At 59.5% G+C, this 17,307-nt stretch carries 17 protein-coding genes and 1 pseudogene; 9 read left to right on the forward strand and 9 right to left on the reverse strand.

Translation table 11 applies throughout. The features are described from left to right. Nucleotides 1-93 (reverse strand): MerR family DNA-binding transcriptional regulator (locus PY650_RS37170; RefSeq protein WP_285880423.1); only part of this gene is annotated, 93 nt, incomplete at its 3' end. A 46-nt stretch (nucleotides 94-139) separates the two neighbouring features. After that, complete coding sequence (locus tag PY650_RS22495) at nucleotides 140-886, reverse strand: ribonuclease T2 family protein (RefSeq protein WP_285881777.1); 747 nt, start codon at nucleotides 884-886, stop codon at nucleotides 140-142. Nucleotides 887-1,051: 165 nt separating this feature from the next. On the opposite strand from PY650_RS22495, the gene PY650_RS22500 reads away from it, so the two are divergent. From PY650_RS22500 to PY650_RS22515, 4 genes are read left to right on the forward strand one after another with little or no spacing between them, the layout of a single operon-like run. After that, nucleotides 1,052-1,984 carry an alpha/beta fold hydrolase gene (locus tag PY650_RS22500; protein WP_285881778.1) on the forward strand — a complete coding sequence of 311 codons (933 nt, stop codon included), beginning with the start codon at nucleotides 1,052-1,054 and terminating at the stop codon, nucleotides 1,982-1,984. A gap of 19 nt (nucleotides 1,985-2,003) precedes the next feature. Beyond that, nucleotides 2,004-2,963 carry a DMT family transporter gene (locus tag PY650_RS22505; RefSeq protein WP_285881779.1) on the forward strand — a complete coding sequence of 320 codons (960 nt, stop codon included), beginning with the start codon at nucleotides 2,004-2,006 and terminating at the stop codon, nucleotides 2,961-2,963. Nucleotides 2,964-2,980: 17 nt separating this feature from the next. Then, on the forward strand, nucleotides 2,981-4,183 hold the full coding sequence (caiB, locus tag PY650_RS22510; RefSeq protein ID WP_285881780.1) for a succinate--glutarate CoA-transferase: 1,203 nt from the start codon (nucleotides 2,981-2,983) through the stop codon (nucleotides 4,181-4,183). Beyond that, nucleotides 4,180-5,838 carry a thiamine pyrophosphate-binding protein gene (locus tag PY650_RS22515; RefSeq protein ID WP_285881781.1) on the forward strand — a complete coding sequence of 553 codons (1,659 nt, stop codon included), beginning with the start codon at nucleotides 4,180-4,182 and terminating at the stop codon, nucleotides 5,836-5,838. Before caiB ends, PY650_RS22515 begins: the two co-directional genes overlap by 4 nt. 42 nt (nucleotides 5,839-5,880) lie before the next feature. Here the strand turns inward: PY650_RS22515 and PY650_RS22520 are convergent, their stop codons facing one another. From PY650_RS22520 to PY650_RS22530, 3 genes are all read right to left on the reverse strand, one after another. Then, entirely contained in the window at nucleotides 5,881-6,225 is a 345-nt protein-coding gene (locus tag PY650_RS22520; protein ID WP_285881782.1) for a RidA family protein, read from the reverse strand. Nucleotides 6,226-6,319: 94 nt separating this feature from the next. Next, complete coding sequence (locus tag PY650_RS22525; protein ID WP_285866278.1) at nucleotides 6,320-6,658, reverse strand: protein tyrosine phosphatase family protein; 339 nt, start codon at nucleotides 6,656-6,658, stop codon at nucleotides 6,320-6,322. 73 nt (nucleotides 6,659-6,731) lie between these two features. Beyond that, nucleotides 6,732-7,571, reverse strand: a complete 840-nt coding sequence (locus PY650_RS22530; protein WP_285881783.1) for a DUF4432 family protein — start codon at nucleotides 7,569-7,571, stop codon at nucleotides 6,732-6,734. A gap of 230 nt (nucleotides 7,572-7,801) precedes the next feature. Here PY650_RS22530 and PY650_RS22535 point away from each other — a divergent pair, with 230 nt between their 5' ends. From PY650_RS22535 to PY650_RS22555, 5 genes and pseudogenes are all read left to right on the forward strand, one after another. Beyond that, complete coding sequence (locus tag PY650_RS22535; RefSeq protein ID WP_285881785.1) at nucleotides 7,802-9,280, forward strand: L,D-transpeptidase; 1,479 nt, start codon at nucleotides 7,802-7,804, stop codon at nucleotides 9,278-9,280. Between the two features lie 78 nt (nucleotides 9,281-9,358). Next, nucleotides 9,359-9,532 (forward strand): hypothetical protein, encoded by a 174-nt coding sequence (locus PY650_RS22540; RefSeq protein WP_432761566.1) that lies wholly within the window; start codon nucleotides 9,359-9,361, stop codon nucleotides 9,530-9,532. 254 nt (nucleotides 9,533-9,786) lie between these two features. Next, on the forward strand, nucleotides 9,787-10,980 hold the full coding sequence (locus PY650_RS22545) for an ImmA/IrrE family metallo-endopeptidase (protein ID WP_285881786.1): 1,194 nt from the start codon (nucleotides 9,787-9,789) through the stop codon (nucleotides 10,978-10,980). Between the two features lie 63 nt (nucleotides 10,981-11,043). Further along, nucleotides 11,044-11,484, forward strand: a complete 441-nt coding sequence (locus PY650_RS22550) for a DUF4411 family protein (RefSeq protein WP_285881849.1) — start codon at nucleotides 11,044-11,046, stop codon at nucleotides 11,482-11,484. A gap of 267 nt (nucleotides 11,485-11,751) precedes the next feature. Continuing rightward, a pseudogene (locus tag PY650_RS22555) lies at nucleotides 11,752-12,037 on the forward strand (NADPH-dependent F420 reductase); the annotation flags it as partial. Between the two features lie 206 nt (nucleotides 12,038-12,243). Here PY650_RS22555 and PY650_RS22560 read toward each other — a convergent pair. From PY650_RS22560 to PY650_RS22575, 4 genes are all read right to left on the reverse strand, one after another. Further along, nucleotides 12,244-12,957: a ParA family protein gene (locus tag PY650_RS22560; protein ID WP_285881787.1), complete on the reverse strand. Its 714-nt coding sequence runs from the start codon at nucleotides 12,955-12,957 to the stop codon at nucleotides 12,244-12,246. A 274-nt stretch (nucleotides 12,958-13,231) separates the two neighbouring features. Next, a complete protein-coding gene (locus PY650_RS22565) occupies nucleotides 13,232-14,380 on the reverse strand; it encodes an iron-containing alcohol dehydrogenase (protein ID WP_285881788.1) in 1,149 nt (382 codons plus the stop codon). After that, a complete protein-coding gene (locus tag PY650_RS22570; RefSeq protein WP_285881790.1) occupies nucleotides 14,377-15,762 on the reverse strand; it encodes an aldehyde dehydrogenase family protein in 1,386 nt (461 codons plus the stop codon). Before PY650_RS22570 ends, PY650_RS22565 begins: the two co-directional genes overlap by 4 nt. A 145-nt stretch (nucleotides 15,763-15,907) precedes the next feature. After that, nucleotides 15,908-17,278: a glutamine synthetase family protein gene (locus PY650_RS22575; protein WP_285881791.1), complete on the reverse strand. Its 1,371-nt coding sequence runs from the start codon at nucleotides 17,276-17,278 to the stop codon at nucleotides 15,908-15,910. Nucleotides 17,279-17,307: the final 29 nt, after the last annotated feature.

The following is a 17,307-nucleotide window of genomic DNA, read 5'->3' on the forward strand; positions in this document are numbered from 1 at the left end:
CACCAGACGGCCTTCAGCTTCCCATCGGCGCAATGTCGTGATCGACACGCCCAAAACTTCCGCCGCTTCGCCTATGCTCACAAATCTCCCCATTTTGGACGGATATACATAGATTCACTAAGATTGCAAGCGAACTGTTCTAACCCGCCGCGTCGACCAAGCCTCGATCGCAGCCGAACGACGTGCTGCCGGCGCCCTGGATCAATTGCTCGAGACGTGGCTCGCCGCCTTGCGACGGCTGGATGGCGTCTCCCGACAGGCCGATCGTTAGTTCCGAAATCACGCGCACCTTGCCGACCTGGCGGCAGCTCATCTTCACGCGGTTGCTCGCGCCTTCACCGAAGCTCTTGTCGAAGGCGGCCTTGATGGTTTCGGCATCGAGCGTCTTGCCGATATTCTGCGCAAAAAGATCGCGCACGGCGGAAGCATTGAGTTCATTGATCAAACCCACTGCACCTGCGAAATAGTCATCGGCGCTGAGCTTCGTGCAACTGCCGTGTTTGACCCATTCATGTCGCTCGAGACCGGATTTAGTACCGGGCATGACTTTGTCCAGCGCGGCCTTGGTCTCCGCCGACAATTGAATAGCCGGCAGGTCTTTCCAGTCGCTCAAGCGATCGGACTGCTTCAGATCGTCGGAAACATCGCAATATTCCCGGCGTAGCGGCCAAAGACCGTGCAGCGAAAAGTTCTTGGCGTCATAATCATTCGCCGACTGGCTTCTGCACTCTGCCTTCTTCTGGTTCGTCGCGCAGAAGGCAGGCTCCCAACTTGCCGCCAGAATGAACCGTGTCCTGCCCCGGCTATTGTCCTGCGCTAGCGCACTTGTCGCCATCACCGCCGCAGTCAGAACCGCAACTGCAAATCCATGAAGCCGATGCCTCATTCCACGCCTCCAAAACAGAACAATATGAGAACAAATAAGCAGTTTGGTTGGCAGGGCGCAACCCTCAATCGCAGACGCCTTCGTGATTTATTTCTGTGAGCTTTGCCTGCCCGCCATTGCAATCCCACCGGCAATAACCTTTCGTCCGGATAGGAGGAAACGCGCATGTTTGCCGAAACGAGGCATCTGGTTAGCCCGACGGGCGCGACACTCGCCTATCATCATGTGCCGGCTAAGGGCGGCGCGCGCGGCGTGCTGCTCGTCAGCCACGGCCTTGCCGAACATTCCCGTCGCTATCAGCGTTTCGCCGAAGCGATGGCGGAGCGCGGCTTTCATATCTACGCCCATGATCACCGCGGCCACGGCGAGACGGTGGCCCCCGACGCGCCCATCGGGCGCTTTGCCCGGCAAGGCGGGGTCGGCCAAGTCATCGCCGATGTGCTGGCCATGCGCGAGCTTGGCGCCGCCGCCCATCCCGGCCTGCCGGTCGTCCTCTTCGGCCATTCCATGGGCGGTTTGATCAGCCTCAACGTGGCGGTGGCGCATCCGAACAAATTTGACGCCGTCACTGTCTGGAACGCGAACTTCAATCCGGGGCTCGCCGGGCGCGTCGCCCAGCTCATCTTAAAAGCGGAACGTATGCTGAAGGGTTCGGATGTGCCAAGCGAGCTGCTTTCGAAGCTGACCTTTGGCGCCTGGGGCCAGTCGATCGCAAACCGGCGCACCGAATTCGATTGGCTGTCGCGCATTCCCGAGGAGGTGGACAAGTACATCGCCGACCCGCTCTGCGGCTTTAATGCCTCGGTCTCGCTATGGCTGGATATTTTCGAACTGACCTTCCGTGCGCCACAAAGAACCCATCTCGATCGGCTTCGGCACGACATGCCGATCCATCTCTTAGGCGGCGGGCATGACCCGGCGACGAACAATGGAAAAGCGATTTCCTGGCTGTCAAACCATTTGAACAAGGCCGGATTCTCGCATATCACCATGGCCATCTGCCAGGACATGCGGCATGAGACGCTGAACGAGATCGGCGCGGCCGCAGCCATTTCGGATTTTGCGGACTGGTGTCAGCAAGTGACGGCAAGGGCCTGATTCCCAAAGGAATGTTTGAATGAGCGTCACCGGCAGCTCCCTGCCCCGTTTGCGTCAGTCGGAACTGACATTCGGCCTGTTGATGATGTTCCTGTCGGTCGTCCTGTCACCGATCATGGACATCTTCTCGAAGCTTGCCGCAACCACCATACCGCCGGCGGAAGTCACCGCCGCGCGTTTTATCTTTCAGTGGCTATTTGCGCTGCCGATCATGGCTCTGCGCGGCCAATGGGGGAGATGGTCCCTGCGCCGCAGCGGGGTGCATGCCATTCGCGCCGGCGTGCTAACGTTGTCGATGGTCACCTTCGTTACGACGCTGCAGGTCATGGAGGTGGCCGACGCCATCGCCATTTTCTTCGTCGAGCCGATCATGCTGACCATCCTTAGCAGCATTTTCCTGAAGGAAACGATCGGTTGGCGACGCTACACGGCCTGCGCCGTCGGCTTCTTCGGCGCGATGCTGATCATTCAGCCGAGTTTCGAGGAGGTCGGCTTCGTCGCGCTGTTGCCGATCGTCACGGCACTCTGCGTCGCCATCTATGTGATGATTACGCGTGTCGTCTCGCATAGCGAGGATGTCTGGCCGATGCAATTCCAAACCGGTATCTGGGGCATGGCCATCTGCCTCATTCTCCTTTCGATCGGTCACCGCTCGGGCTCACCCATCATCGCTTCGGTCATGCCCGATGGTAGCGCGATGGCTTATCTCCTCGGCGTCGGCGTCACCGCCGCAGTCTCTGGCATCCTCACCGTTCATGCCTATCGCGCCGCACCGGCCTCGACACTGGCGCCGATGCAATATTTCGAGATCGTCTCGGCGACGATCTTTGGCTGGCTGGTCTTCAACAATTTCCCGGATCTGATCAAATGGGTCGGCATTTTCATCATCATCGCCTCAGGCCTCTACATTCTCTGGCGCGAGCGGCGCTTTGCTTCCAGGCCCGTATCCGATACATCTGAGACCACTTTCGCGCCGTAGCCGCAATCTGGAACGACATGACCGACAACACGACCAAGAAACCGCCCCTTTCCGGCATTCGCGTCATCGAATTGGCCCGGGTTCTTGCCGGCCCCTGGGCTGGGCAGATGCTGGCGGATCTCGGCGCCGATGTCATCAAGGTCGAAAATCCGGATGGAGGCGACGATACGCGCCACTGGGGGCCGCCTTTCGTCGAGGGCAAGGATGGGCAAAACCTTTCAGCCGCCTATTACCACTCCGCCAATCGCGGCAAACGTTCCATTGTCGCCGATCTCAAGACCGAAGAGGGCCAGACCCTTGTTCGACGGCTAGTCAAGACCGCCGATGTGCTGATCGAGAATTTCAAGCTCGGCGGTCTGGCCAAATACGCCTTGGACTACGAGAGCCTCAAAAAGATCAATCCGAAATTGGTCTATTGCTCGATCACCGGCTTCGGTCAGACCGGTCCCTATGCCGGCCTCGCGGGCTATGACTATATCGTCCAGGGCATGTCCGGCTTCATGTCGATCACCGGCGAGCCGGACGGGCAGCCGATGAAGGCGGGCGTCGCGATCGCCGATATCTTCACCGGCATCTATGCGGTCTCGGCGATCGAAGCGGCCCTGATCCATGCGCTAAAGACCGGCGAAGGCCAGCTTGTCGACATGGCGCTGCTCGACGTGCAATCCGCCGTGCTCGCCAATCAGAACTTGAACTATCTCATCTCCGGCAAGGCTCCGACGCGGCTTGGCAATGCCCATCCCAATATCTCGCCCTATGAGGTCGTACCGACGGCCGATGGTTATCTGATCCTTGCCGTTGGCAATGACGGGCAATTCCGTCGCCTCTGCGCGATCCTCGGCATCGAGGTAAAGGCCAATGACGAGCGCTATGCGACCAACAAGGCCCGCGTCTCCCATCGCGACGACGTCCGCGCTTTCATCTCGGCAAAAACGCTTTCCTGGAAGAAAGCGGATCTTTTGAAAGCCTGCGAGGACAATGCGGTGCCGGCCGGCGCCATCAATACGATCGAAGACATGTTTGCGGACCCGCAGATTGAGGCCCGTGGTTTGCGGATCGATCTCGAGGATGCTGCCGGCACCGTCATCCCGAGCGTGCGCACGCCGGTCGTCTTGTCGCAAACGCCGTTGATCTATAGGCGGCCGAGCCCGCGTCTTGGCGAACATCAGGAGGAGGTTCTGGCCGAATTGGCGGAACTGGAGGGAAAGGCAAAAAAATGAAACGTACCGGCGGCCAACTCATCGTCGAAGCCCTGAAGGCAAACGGCGTCCGGCGTATATCCTGCGTTCCCGGCGAAAGCTTTCTCGCCGTGCTCGATGCGCTGCATGACAGCGATATCGACGTGCTCGTCTGCCGTCAGGAGGGCGGCGCGGCGATGATGGCGGACGCCTGGGGCCGTTTGACGGGCGAACCCGGCATCTGCATGGTCACCCGCGGTCCGGGCGCGACCAATGCCTCCGCAGGCCTGCACATTGCGCGACAGGATTCGATCCCGATGATCCTCTTCATCGGCCAGGTTCAACGCGATGCGCGCGAGCGCGAGGCCTTTCAGGAGGTGGAGTTCCGTCGCGCCTTCACCGAATTTGCCAAGTGGGTCGGCGAGATCGACGATGCCGCCCGCATTCCGGAATTCGTCACCCGCGCCTTCGCCATTGCGACATCGGGTCGGCCCGGCCCGGTCGTGCTGGCCCTGCCCGAGGACATGCTGCGCGACGAGGTCGAAGCCCCGCATGCCAAGCGCTACATGCCGGTGGCAGCCCATCCCGGACGCAGCCAGATCGACGATCTCTATTTGCGCCTGATCGCGGCCGAACGGCCAATGGTCATCCTCGGCGGCACGCGCTGGGACGAGGACGCGGTGACCGATCTCAAAAGCTTCGCCGAACGCTTCAAGCTGCCGATCGGCTGTTCCTTCCGCCGGCAGATGCTGTTCGATCATCTGCACCCGAATTACGCCGGCGATGTCGGCATCGGCATCAATCCGGCACTGGCAAGGGAGATCAAGGAGGCCGACCTTTTGATCCTGCTTGGCGGCCGCTTCTCGGAGATGCCTTCCTCCAGCTATACGCTGATGGACATCCCCTACCCGCAACAACAGCTTATCCATATTCATCCCGATCCATCCGAGCTCGGTCGCGTCTACCGGCCGGATCTGGCGATCTGTGCCAGCCCCGCCGATTTCGCAGCCGCGTTGGCCGACCTTAAAGCTCCGGCGGAACCTCGTTGGGCGGAGCGGACCGAGCGCATGCATGCTGCCTATCTCGCCTGGTCGAAAACGCCGGAAAAAAGTCCCGGCACCGTGCATATGGGCCGGATCATGGATTGGATCGAGGCCAACACCGCGCCCGACGCCATCTTCACCAACGGCGCCGGCAACTACGCCACTTGGCTGCACCGCTTCCATCGTTTCCGCCGCTTCAACACGCAGGCCGCACCTGCCTCCGGCTCGATGGGCTACGGCTTGCCGGCGGCCGTCGCTGCCAAGCAGCTTTTTCCGGAGCGTGAAGTGATCTGCTTTGCGGGCGACGGCTGTTTCATGATGCACGGCCAGGAGTTCGCGACTGCCGTGCAATATCACCTGCCCTTGATCGCGCTTGTCATCAACAACGGCATGTACGGCACCATCCGCATGCATCAGGAGCGGGAATATCCCGGCCGCGTCAGCGCCACAGCGCTTAGCAATCCGGATTTCGCTGCCTTTGCCCGCGCCTACGGTGGCCATGGCGAAACGGTAAAGACAACCGAAGAATTCGGCCCCGCCTTCGAACGCGCACGGGCCATCGGCAAGCCGGCAATCATCGAAGTGGTGCTCGATCCCGAGGCGATCACGCCGTCCAGGACGTTGACGGAAATTTCAAAATCAAAAAGCCGGTGAGCACGAGCTCACCGGCTTTTCAAATTGCAATCGAACGTCAGATCAGTCGATGGCGGCGGTGACGATGAACTCGACCTTGTACTTCGGTGCAGCAAGCTTGGCTTCGCTGGTGGCACGCGCCGGCGTGTTGGCCGGATCGACCCAGGCTTCCCAGGCAGCGTTCATTTCCCCGAAATAGGAAATGTCGGAGAGATAGATCAGCGTCTGCAGGATCTTCGACTTGTTGCTGCCGGCAGCAGCCAGCAGGCGGTCGACTTCGGCCAGCGCCGACTTGCACTGATCGGTGACGCTTTCGCCTTCACCAACCTGACCGGCGAGGTAAACGGTGTTGCCGTGGATGACAGCGCCGCTCATGCGGGCTCCGACATCGATACGCTTGATGCTCATAGTTCTCTCCTGATGTTGTCCGGTGACGGGTAACAAACCGGGCGCTGCTCATCAGCAACGCCCTCAATCTCGTTCATGTTAGGGACGCGGTGGCTCACCCGCGAATATGATGGGTCTTCTGATAGATCGCCGTCGAGCGCGCGCCGGAGCGGCAATAGCCAAGCATCGGCCGCGGAAATTCGTCGAGCGCGTCGACCATGCCTTCCACGGCCTCTTCGGTCACGCCCATCGGCCCTACGGGCACATGCGCAATTTCGAGACCAAGCTCCTTGGCGCGGGCTGCTATGACCGAAAACGGCGTCTGATCCGGGCTCTCATTGTCCGGGCGGTGGCAGACGATCGAGTTGAAACCCATGGCCTTGATCTGATCGAGGTCCTCCAGGGTGATCTGGCCGGAAACCGAATATTCGTCATCGATCTGGCGGATGTCCATGGTTCATTTCCTCTGTGAAACCGAGGGTCATGGTCTACGCCGCCATAAAGCAAGCGTCAACCGCTCAGCTCCTTCAGGCGAATGCAAAGTTGAGCGCGAAACTCCTTGCTTCCCCCGGCTGAAGAATATTGAATTCACCGGCATCCTCGAGCTCGCCGCGTGATGCCAAACGGTGCGAAACGGGTTCGATGCCAAGGATATGGGCAGGCGCGCGCTGATTGCGCCAGACCTGCAGAAAGGGCAGCGTATCCGTGCCGAAGCGGACCCGCAGGGATTTGCCGCCGATGGCAGCGATCGGCCCGAGGCGCACTTCCGACCAATCCTCACCCTTGGCCGTCGCCGGCACGCAGAAGAGACCGCCCGAACCCTCGCCGAAGGTCCAGGCAAAACCGCCGTTCTCCAGCATCTGGCCGGAGAGGCGCACACCGTCATCAAACCATTTGGCACCGACGTTCATGTGATACATCAGGAAGACCGGCATAGCCTCGACGCTGGTGTTGACGATGCGGTCGTTAAGCGAAACCTCGCCCGTTGCTCCGTCGATGCGCCAATGACGCTCCAGCCGTGCCGTGAGGCGTTCGGCGGTGACGACATCGATATCGGCACGGCACTCGGCATTACCGTCCTCGAAACGGGTCCACAGGATTTTGGCGGGATGCGAGGAGAAAGAACCGTGCAGGGGATAGCGCTTGCCCTCGAAAGCGCCCGACATCGGTTGCGGATGGCGAATATGATCCGGGCCGCAGGTGAAGAGGAAGCCTTCCAGCGAATGATCGATGCGCGGGTCGCCGTCATCTGGGATCGCGCGTCCCGGCGCAAGATTGTTGCCGTCGACGATGCAGGCGGAGATATCCAGCACGGAGCTTTCATCCAGCGTCAGTTTCGGTCCCTTGTCCGCGGAAAAATCCATCATCTCCTATAATCCTCCTTGGGTCGGCCCTCGATCGGCAGTCCCTCATCAAAATGGTATCAAAACGGGACAGGGCGAAAATTAAATGTGATTTCTCTTATCGAACATTAACTTCGCGCCTTGATCACACAAAATTTTATCTTTTATTCAGCATGATAATCTTTAATTCCATACTGGCGTCAAAATTGCCATGTGTGTGTCGGCTCAGCCATCACCCGAGGGATTCGACAGAAGTGAACCGGTTCCTGAAACTAAGCCTTAGCCTGGCCCTAGCAGCCACGGCATCTGCTCTCGCATTGACCGATGCGCAGGCACAATACTACCGCAACGGGAACAACGACATCATTCTGGTGACCCCCGACGGACGAATCCTCGATCAATATCCGGAGCAAGGCGTCGTGAGCGTCGCACGCGACGGACGCGGCCATCGCGTATTGATCGACCGCTACGGCAATGTCCTTGCCACCGAGATGCGCGCCAGCACCTATTATCCGCGCGCGCCCGGCCGCAACGTCTCCAATGATAACGGCTATGGCGACACCAACCGCTATGGCGACACGCAGCTTTCCGACAATGGCGGCTATCGCGACTATCGCCAATATCGCGGCGGCAACTACGGGAATGACGGTGGTTATGTCGACAACGGCTATGGCCAGCAGGACCAGGACCGCGGCGTCATCACCAGCGGCATCCCGCGCGAAGGCGATATCCAGCGCGAGCCGCTCGACAACCAGTCGCTGCCGGATGTGAACGGCCAGTACCAACCCAATCCGAGCGGCAACGACTACGCATCGATCGATCCCCAGGAGCAGACGCCCGGTATCGAGCGCAAGCCGCCGGCCGAGCCCGTCATCACGCTGAAGGGCAAGTCGAAAATGGAGATCACCGCGCTTGAGGTCTTCCTCGCCCGCCAGGGCATTTCGCCGGGCGCGATCGATGGCCGCATGGGCGCCAACGTCACCAAGGCGATCTACGCCTACCAACAGATGACCGGCCAAACGCTGAACCCGAACGACACGGAAACGATCCTCGAGCAATTGCGCCTGTCAGGCGGCATGCCGATCGTCAACTACACGATCACGCCTGCCGATGCCGCCGGCCCTTATGTAGCGTCTATTCCTGAAGATTATGCCGCAAAGGCGCAGATGCCGTCACTCGGCTACACGTCGACCACGGAAATGTTGGCCGAACGCTTTCATATGGACGAAGGCTATCTCAAAGAGCTCAATCGCGGCGTCGACTTCACGGTTCCCGGCAGCACGATCAAAGTGGTCAATACCGGTCCCGGCAAAACCGGCAGCGTCGCGAAAATTCTCGCCGACAAGGGCCGCAAGCAGGTTTTCGCCTACGATGCTAGCGGCGCCCTGATTGCCGCCTATCCCGCGAGCATCGGCTCGACCGACACGCCGTCGCCCTCCGGCACTGTGACGGTCGAACGGGTCGCCTTCAATCCCGGCTACACATACAATCCGAAGATCAACTTCAAGCAGGGCGCCAACGACAAGATCCTCGACATTCCGCCCGGCCCCAACGGCCCGGTCGGTGTTGTCTGGATGGCGCTGTCGAAGCCGACCTACGGCATCCACGGGACGCCCGACCCTTCGAAGATCGGCAAGTCGCAGAGCCATGGCTGCGTGCGCCTCACCAACTGGGATGCGACAGAGCTCGCCAAGATGGTCAAACCCGGTGTGGTCGTCGAATTCGTCGATTGATCCATCTGGACGCATATAAGAAGGCCGCTGGAGCGATCTTCCGGACCACGTAGCCCGCCGGGGGCGCCTTATACCTATGTGACGGCGCCGCACTTTCTCTCGGCCTTCGGCATGGAGACGCTGCGCGACCTGCCGAACGTCGAAGCTCTCGAGGACGCCGGCCTGCTGAGCAGGCACGCCGTGCAAAGCGAGATCGTCGCCTCGCAAAGCGATGACACCGAGACGGAGGAGGAACCCGCCTTTATCGAGTGATGCTAACAGCTTTCAGTCACCTTACCACTAGCATCGAACTGAAATCATCGTCGTCGATGTCAGCGCGAAATGAACAGGAATCGGGTCCTGTCGTCGTCGAGACCAGCTTGTCTTTTTCCGGCGCCGGCGCGACGGCCGTCGACAGAGAGTGATGCGGCGTCGGGTGGCTTCGCACGCCGGGATGCCTATATCTTTCGTAACGACTGCATGATCAAATCAAACCAAGTATCTACTTGCCCGAACAGAGGTGAAAGGTGCCAAAGGTCAACCCATTGATTCTGCGGTGGGCGCGCGAGACCGCGGGGCTCAGTGTAAAAGATGCTGCCGACAAGCTCGGCATTGCCGATGCGCGCGGTGTTGCGGGCAGCGATCGCCTTGCAATGCTTGAAGACGGTCAGGTCGAGCCGACCCGCCCGCAGTTGATCAAGATGTCGACGCAGTACCGCCGACCACTCCTTACCTTCTACCTTGCCGAACCTCCGGCCACCGCGGCGCGTGGCGAGGACTTTCGGACCCTTCCCGACGAATATGCACAGCGCGACGCGGCGCTGGTCGATACCCTGCTGCGCGAGGTCCGCGCCCGCCAGGAAATGGTGCGATCCTTGCTGGAGAGCGAAGAAGAGGCCGAACCGCTCGATTTCGTTGCTTCTTATGACTATCGCCGTGGAGCACAGGGTCTGGCCGCGGCGATCAGTGAGCGTTTGGGTTTCAGTCTCCATTCTTTCCGATCGGGTAATGGTCGAGGCACAGCCCGTGGCTTCGCCTATCTGCGGGAACGTGCCGAGGCGGCAGGGATATTCGTCTTGTTGATCGGCAATCTCGGCAGTCACCACAGCGCGCTTAATGTCGAATTGTTCAGAGGCTTCGCACTGTCCGACACGCTTGCGCCCTTTGTCGTCGTCAACGACCAGGACAGCGACCAAGCCTGGTCGTTTACACTGCTACACGAACTGGCCCACATTTGGCTTGGACAGACTGGTGTGAGCGGCGGCACGCCAATATCGGCCATCGAAACCTTCTGCAACGACGTGGCGGGTCGCATCCTGCTGCCTTCGGCCGAGATCGCCGGCGAGGTTGCGTTGCGCGGAGCGACCGAGGAAGTGGTAAGGGCGCGCATCAGCGAAATCGCGGAGCTGCGGCAGGTCAGTCATTCGATGGTTGCCTATAAGCTCTACCGCGAAGGGATTATCGACCGTGTGATGTGGTCGTCGGTGACAGCTGTCTTCCGCCAGCAATGGCTGAACAACAAAGCAGCTCAGCGCGAAAGTTCGCGCGAAAGCGAAGGCGGACCAAGCTATTATCTCGTGCGTCGACATCGGCTTGGCAATCGCCTGCTGAGCCTTTCGAGACGGATGCTGGCGGACGGAGCCCTGTCGCCTTCCAAGGCCGCGGCGATCCTGGGCGTGAAGCCGAACAACGTCTTCTCGCTAACCGACGGCGTGGCGTAAGGGGGCGGTGTGCATCTTCTCGACGCGAACGTCCTCATTACGGCGCATAATCTCTACTAACCGATTCAACGTGTTCCCGAGTTCTGGGGCTGGCTCGTTCATATGGGCGAGACTGGAGCGCTAAAGATCCCGCTCGAAATCCTCGAAGAGATTACAGAAGGCTCGGAACTGGCGCAATGGCTGAAGGAGGGCGACAATTGCGACGCCCTAAAGCTGGATGAAGATGTCGATCCAACCTTGGTTCAGGCCGTCATCGAAAAATATGCGCCCGATCTCAACGATGCCGAAATCATTGAGGTCGGCCGCGATCCATTCCTGATTGCCCATGCCTTGGCCCATCGCGGAGACCGAATTGTCGTCACAGTCGAGGCCTCCAAGCCGAGTACGAAGCGAGCAAACCGCAGGATCCCTGATGTCTGCAGGGATCTTGATGTTCGTTGGTGTAACAGCTTTCAGATGCTGACGGAGCTCAATTTCAGGACCGGTTGGCGCGCTCAGCTCTGATCAAGAATCCAACTCATCCAGACATCGGAGCTGATGACTTTTGCTTCGCGAAATCTTTCCGCGCTCCCACCAAAGAATTCGTCATCTCGCCTAGTTGTTGCCGCCGAATGGGTTTCCGCAGCGTGGGTCCGGGACTTTCTGAGGTCCCGCGTATCTCCGACTAAGCCATCTACAAAAGATAAAACCGATAAATGTCGGTGAATGAAAGATGCAGGGGCGACAATGCGGCAATATCGTACCTGGCATTCAAATCGGATACCCGCCCGCGATATTGTCATCCTCGCTGTGCCGCACTCCGGCGCGGCTGCAGTCGTGGGCGACTGCGGTGACGCACTCGACGGCAAAGTGATCATCGACATCACCAACCCGGTCGCCCCGACCTCTCGGGCAGCCTTCGTCCACGTTCATCGCGCAGGCCTTCACTGGCGCAAGATTGGTCAAGGGCTTCAACCATTTGATCGCCGCCATTCTTGCCAAAGACCCCGCCGTCCATGGTGGCAGAAGAGTCGTGTTTCTGGTGAGCAACGATGACGCTGCAGCGGCGGAGATTGGCGGACCTTCAAATGCCAAATCTCGAATTATGTGCCGCGCTAACGATATGATTTTATTGGAGATGCAGTCTTACGATTAAGTGCCAAACGACAGGTCCCTATCCGGCCGTTCGATCGCATTGGCGCATAGCGGTATGACCACCGCGACCTTCTGCGGCTTTAGTGGCTGGGGAGCGATCCGGCGGCCTTTTTTTATTATCGAAGTTCGTTAGGCTGCGCTGCGGATCGCATCTTGGTCAGCGCTACGGGCCGAAGCCGTCAGCCGCGCCGGCAGGAGCCGCATCATTTCCTCTGCAAAGGCGCGGGCATTTTCCTGCGCCTTGTCGAGATTGCTGACCCGACTGGGGTCCATCGTATAGAGCGTTCCGCCGCAGTCGAAGATATCGCGGAAGGCCGAGCGTTCGATAATCGGCGTTTCGAGAACCGTAACACTCCGCTCGGATAGCAGCGCTTTCACCGTCTGCAGGGCTCTGGTCGTCACCATCGAATTCACGCGGGTCAGAACAACCGAATGATTGATGTGAATGCCGGCCCGTTGTTCCAGATATTGCAGTAACTCCAGCACCTGCGCCCCGCCTCGCGCATCCATCGCGCAGCCTTGGATCGGAATGAGCACATGATCGGAAAGGCCAAGCGCCGTTGCCAGCAGTGGTGTGCGAGCGCCCGGCAGATCGAGAATGAAATAATCCGTCGCACTGTTCTCTGAAAGATGTACAGGCAAAGATGCGCTGGTCACGAAGTCGATGACCGAGATGTTTTGCACATGGCCGGAACTTTCATACCAGTGCGAAATCCAGTGCTGCGGGTCAGCGTCGAGAATGGTGACGCGATAGCCGCGCCGCGCCAATTCCGTGGCCAACAGCAGAACCGCTGTCGTCTTCCCCGCCCCACCCTTCGTATTCGCAAATGTGATAACTGGCATTGTCGGTCTCCGGCAGATGGCGGTGAGCACGAACATCGCTCTTTTCCACACCATCTGAGTCATCGGTGCAGTTAACGCATTGTTTCGAGATATGGTTAATAAAGCCTTAATTGCCAATTTGGCGGCAGCGCGATGTTGCATCGGCGAAACGGCTGGCAGAGCCATTGGCACACGACTTTCTGGTGAAGATTGCCAGCGCCGATCTCAGCAGACAAGCACAAAAAATCGTGCCGCAATTGTCTCGCGGCACGACCGAAAACTCACAAAAATACGACTAGAAGCAGTCGTGGAACAGCGCCTTGGTGTTTTCGAGCGTCATCGGCACCGGATTGCCGCCGGCGCTCGGATCTTCGATGGCCATGGCCGACAGCTCATCGATGCGATCAGGCGCAATGCCCATGGCCGAGAGGCTATCGGGTACGCCGAGTTCGGCTCGCAGCTTCAGCACGTAGTCATAAAAACCGTCGAAACCGCCGGAAATGCCGAGGTAAGCGGCGGCACGGGCGATCTTGTCTTCGATGGCCTTGCGGTTGAAACTAAGGACGGCCGGCATGACGACGGCATTGGTCATGCCGTGATGGGTGTTGTACACGGCGCCGATCGGATGCGACAGCGCGTGAATGGCGCCAAGTCCCTTCTGGAAGGCGACGGCGCCCATGGCGGCGGCGCTCATCATGTTGGTGCGGGCTTCGAGATCGGTGCCTTCCCTATAGGCGCGCGGCAGGAATTCCTTGACGAGCCGCATGCCTTCCATTGCGATACCGGCCGACATCGGATGATAGAAGGGTGAGGAATAGGCTTCCAGGCAATGGGCGAAAGCGTCCATCCCCGTCCCGGCGGTGATAATCTTCGGCATGCCGACGGTCAGTTCCGGGTCCGCGATGACAACGCCCGGCAAAAACTTTGGATGGAAGATGATCTTCTTCACATGTGTTGCGGAATTGGTAATGACGCTGGCGCGGCCAACTTCCGAGCCGGTGCCGGCGGTGGTCGGCACGGCGACAATCGGGGCGATGCCTTCGACACTCGCGCGGGTCCACCAATCACCGATATCCTCGAAATCCCAGACCGGCCGCGTCTGGCCGGCCATAAAGGCGATGCATTTGCCGAGATCGAGCCCCGAGCCGCCGCCGAAGGCAACGACGCCGTCATGACCGCCATCCTTGAAGGCCTTGACGCCGGCATCGAGGTTCTTCTCGTTCGGATTAGGATCGACATCGGCGAAGATGGCGCGGCCGAGGCCAGCGTCTTCAAGAATATCCAGAGCCGTCTTGGTGATCGCCATCGAGGCGAGTCCCCGGTCGGTGACCAGGAGCGGCTTCTTCATGCCCAAACTCTTGCAGGCATCCGCCAGTTCCGTAATCCGGCCCCGACCGAGCTTGAAGGCGTTCGGATAGCTCCAATTGGCTGAGATAGTGCTCATGCTGTTACTTTCTTCAAATGGTAGGATTTCGGGCGCGTCAGATTGTGGAAGCCGATGATGGAGAGCGAGCCGCCCCGGCCGGTTTCCTTGACGCCGGTCCAGCAAAGCGCCGGATCGAGGTAGTCGGCGCGGTTCATGAAGACGGTGCCGGTTTCGATGTCGCGGCCGATTAGGGAGGCGCGCTCAACATCCTTGGTCCACAGCGACGCGGTCAGTCCATAGGGGCTGTCGTTCATCAATTCCAGCGCTTCGGCATCGCTCTTCACCTTCATGATACCGACGGCCGGACCGAAGGTTTCCTCGCGCATGAAGGCCATCGAGTGATCGACGTCGACGAGGATCTGCGGCGCGAGATAAGCGCCGCCATCATCGGCCGGGAAAAGTTTGGGATCGACCAGCGCCTTGGCGCCCTTGGCAACTGCGTCAGCGATCTGCTCGCGCACCACCTTGGCGAAACGCTTGTTCGCCATCGGGCCAAGCGTGGTCTCCGGATCGAGCGGATTGCCGAGCTTGTAGTTCGACACCCAGGCGACCGACTTCTCAACGAAGGCATCATAGAGCGTCTCATGCACATAGATGCGCTCGATGCCACAGCAGCATTGGCCGGAATTATAGGTCGCGCCATCCATCAGCGTATCGACAGCGGCATCGATATCGGCGTCGTCCATGACATAGCCCGGATCCTTGCCGCCAAGTTCGAGGCCGAGACTGGTGAACGTGCCCGCGGCGGCGCGCTCGATCGACCGTCCGCCTTCGACCGATCCGGTGAAGTTGATGAAGTTGAAGCTGCCTGCAGCGATCAGCGCCGACGTCGTCTCATGATCGAGGAAGATGTTCTGGAAGACATCGGCTGGAACGCCCGCCTCGACGAAAGCCTGCACCAGCCGCTCACCGACCAGAAGCGTCTGGCTGGCATGCTTCAGAATGACGGTATTTCCGGCCATTAGTGCCGGAGCGACCGTGTTGATGGCCGTCATATAGGGATAGTTCCACGGGGCGATGACGAAGACTACTCCGTGCGGCTCGCGCTCGATGCGGCGCGCGAAATTCGCGCTGTCTTCCACGACCATCGGCGACAATGCGTCGGCTGCGATCGAGGCCACATAATTCGAGCGCTCGTTGAAGCCACGATATTCGCCGCCGTACTTAATCGGGCGGCCCATCTGCCAGGCGAGCTCCGGCACCACGACATCGGCCATTTCGTTGAGCCGGGCAACGCCCTTCAGAACAAGCTGAACGCGATCCTCCAGCGGGCGACGTGCCCAATCCTTCTGCGCCATGCGAGCACGGGCGACAGCTTCCTTTGCGCCCTCCAGCGACAGCGCCGGACGCTGCGCATAAACCTCCCCGTTCACAGGGGATATGCATGTGATCATGGTCATGATCGAAATCCTGTTTTTATAGTCACCAATAGGATCGCCGGATGGTCCGCCCGTGAAAGGATGCGGTGAATGCGCAGCTCATCCAAGCGCTGCTCCTGCCCGACGATGGCATGAAAACCGGGCGGGAAGCATATTGCAACCAGGCTTACGCCCTTTCGAATCCGCGCGCCACTTCCCAATCGGTAACGCGACGATCATACTCTTCCTGCTCCCATTGGGCGGCACGTGTGTAATGATCAATAACATCGTCGCCGAAAGCGGTGCGCAGCATATTCGAACCGGTCATGGCCGTCGCCGCATCGCGCAGGGTGCGCGGAATTTCGCGGACCTCACGGGCGCCGTAGGCATCTCCCACGAACGGCGCTTCCAGCTCCAGCTTGTTGTCGATACCATCGAGGCCGGCGGCGATCAGCGCCGCAAACGCCAGATGCGGATTGAGATCAGAACCGCCGACGCGGCATTCGATGCGGATCGCCTTGGTATCTTCGCCGCAAAGACGATAACCGGCTGTGCGATTGTCCTTGCTCCAGATTGCCTTGGTCGGCGCGAATGTGCCGGCCATGAAGCGCTTGTAGGAATTGATGTAGGGAGCCAAGAAGTAGGTGATCTCGCTGGCATGGGTCAGAAGGCCGGCGACATAGTGCTTCATCATTGGCGACATGCCGTACTTGCCGCCCTCTTCGAAGAACTTCGGGGTCTTGCCGTCGAGGCTCCAGAGCGACTGGTGGATATGCGAGGAGCTGCCGGCGGCGCTATAGCTCCACTTCGCCAGGAAGGTGATGGCCTTGCCCTTCGACCAGGCGATTTCCTTGCAGCCGTTCTTGATGATCGCGTGGCGGTCGGCCATGGTCAGCGCGTCGGCATAGCGGACATTGATCTCTTCCTGGCCGGCGGAAGCTTCACCCTTGGAATTTTCGACCGGGATGCCGGCGCCCTGCAGCCCTGTGCGGATCGCCCGCATCACCTCTTCTTCCTTGGTGGTCTGGAAGATGTGGTAGTCCTCGTTGTAGCCGCTGGCGAGCTTCAGATGGCGGTAGCCGGACTCTCGCGCGCTGTCGTAGCTTTGATCGAATAAGAAAAACTCGAGCTCCGAGGCCATATAGGCCTTGAGGCCCATGGCTTCCAATCGCTTCACCTGCTTTTTCAGGATCGCGCGCGGGGAATGTGCCACCTCTTCATGCGTGTGATGATCGAGGACGTCGCAAAGGACAAGCGCCGTACCTTCGAGCCAGGGAATACGACGAAGCGTGGCAAGATCAGGCTTCATCGTATAGTCGCCATAGCCCTTCTCCCAGCTCGTCGACTTGTAGCCCGAGACGGTTTCCATCTCGATGTCGGTCGCCTGGAGATAATTGCAGCTATGCGTTTCCTTAAAGGCGCTCTCGACGAAGAATTCCGCCTGGAAACGCTTGCCCATCAGGCGACCCTGCATGTCAACCTGACATGCCAGAACCGTATCGATGCGCCCCTCGGCCACATCCTGCTTAAGGTCGTCGAACGTATAGCTAGTGCTCATGAGTGATCCGCCTGAATAGTGAATTAGGA

The sequence above is a fragment of the Martinezella calliandrae genome, assembly GCF_030272695.1.
GTDB lineage: Bacteria > Pseudomonadota > Alphaproteobacteria > Rhizobiales > Rhizobiaceae > Rhizobium > Rhizobium calliandrae.